Origin of the sequence: Streptomyces sp. NPDC008086, from assembly GCF_042957325.1 — a bacterium.
In the GTDB taxonomy this organism is placed as follows: Bacteria; Actinomycetota; Actinomycetes; order Streptomycetales; family Streptomycetaceae; genus Streptomyces.
Map to the genome: position 1 here is coordinate 1 of NZ_JBIBIA010000028.1, position 1,730 is coordinate 1,730.

At 67.5% G+C, this 1,730-nt stretch carries 2 protein-coding genes; both read left to right on the forward strand.

Going from position 1 to position 1,730, the window contains the following annotated elements:
- The first annotated feature begins 19 nt into the window (after positions 1–19).
- Entirely contained in the window at positions 20–913 is an 894-nt protein-coding gene (locus tag ACFZBP_RS42165; protein WP_383461270.1) for an ABC transporter permease, read from the forward strand.
- A partial coding sequence (locus ACFZBP_RS42170) for an ABC transporter permease subunit (protein WP_391421137.1) occupies positions 913–1,730 on the forward strand: 818 nt, incomplete at its 3' end. The genes ACFZBP_RS42165 and ACFZBP_RS42170, both read left to right, overlap by 1 nt.

Here is a 1,730-nt window from a genome sequence, read left to right on the forward strand (position 1 = left end):
CGAACAGGCGGGGTGAGTCATGGCTGCCACTCTCACCGCGGGCGCTCCGGCCCGCCCCCGCAAACTGCTGGCCTCGCGGCGGACCCGGGTCGGGATCCTGTACGCGCTGCCCGTCGTCGTGTATCTGCTGGTGCTGTTCGTCTACCCGATCTTCTCCACGCTGCTGCTCAGCCTGAAGAACGCCGACGGATCGTTCACGCTGCACTGGTACGCCGACGCGCTGACCGGCGTGAACCTGTCGGTGCTGTTCACCACGCTGCGGATCTCCGCCGAAACAGCCGTGCTGAGCCTGGTCTTCGGGTTCGTCCTGGCCCAGGCCATCACCCGGCTCAAGCCCATCTGGGCCGGCCTTGCGATGCTGGTCGTGGTCGTCCCGCACTTCGTCTCCGCCCTGGTGCGCACCTACGGCTGGATCATCATGCTCGGCGACAAGGGTCTGGTGAACGAGACCCTCACCAGCATGTCGGTCCCCGGAGCCCCGTTTCAGCTGCTCTACAACGAACTCGGTGTGGTCATCGGCACCACCTCCATGATGCTGCCGTACACGGTGCTCCTGCTGTATGGGGTGATGCGCGGGGTGGACCGGCGTCTGCTGGCGGCCGCTTCCAGCATGGGCGCGGGCAAGGTGACGATCTTCCGGCGTGTCTATCTGCCGCTGGTCGCCCCCGGGCTGGCCAGTGCCGGGCTGCTCAGCTTCATCCTCTCGCTGGGCTACTACATCACCCCGGCCCTGATGGGCGGTCCCAACCAGACGATGATCGCCACCCTCATCAACCAGCAGGTCACCAAGGAGAACCAGTGGAACGGGGCGGCCGCCCAGGGCGTCATCCTGCTGGTCCTCACCCTGGCCGGACTGCTGCTGGTCAAGGCCGTGACCTCGCTCGGCGCGAGCCGTAAGAAGAGGAGCGCGTGATGATGGAACTGCGCAAGACCCTCACCGGACGCATCGCCCTGACCGCGGTCGCCACCGTGATCCTGCTGTTCCTGGCGCTGCCGATCGTCGTCATCCTCGTCACCTCCTTCAGCAACAACGCCTTCGCCTCCTTCCCCCCGGAGACGTGGACGCTGAACTGGTACAAGGCGCTGTTCGCCGACGGCAGCAAATGGCCCGCCGCGCTCTCCCTGTCCGCCCTGGTCGCCGCCCTGAGCACCGTCTTCTCCCTCATCATCGGAGTCACCGCCGCAACCGCCCTGGTCCGCAGCGAACTCCCGCTGCGCTCAGCGGTCTTCGCCCTCGTCCTCGGCCCCCTGGTCATCCCCCAGATCGTCACCGCACTCGGGCTGTTCCTCCTCTTCGAACCCGCCGCCATGCTCGGCAGCCCCATCGCCATCGCCCTCGGCCACACCGTCCTCGCCGCCCCCATCGCAGTCCTCATCCTCATCGCGACCCTGCGCGGCATCGACGAACGCCTCGAGGACGCCGCCGCCAGCATGGGCGCCGGCCGCCTCACGATCGCCCGGCGCATCACCTTCCCGCTCGCGGCGCCGGGCATGATCGCGGCGGCGATCTTCTCCTTCATCACCAGCTTCGACGAGTTCTACATCTCCCAGTTCCTGTCCTCCGTCGACACCGTCACCCTGCCCGTGCAGGTCTACAACTCGCTCACCTTCGAGATCGACCCCAGCGTCACCGCCGTCAGCGCCATCCTCATCGCCTTCGCCATCCTCGCCCTCGGCCTGGTGGCCCTGGTGCGCTGGCTCGGCTCCGGCAGGCAGGACTCCCTGCTCTC

Coding starts and splice junctions, on each gene's coding strand:
- ACFZBP_RS42165 (WP_383461270.1), top strand. CDS start 20: ATGGCTGCCACTCTCACCGCGGGCGCTCCGGCCCGCCCCCGCAAACTG.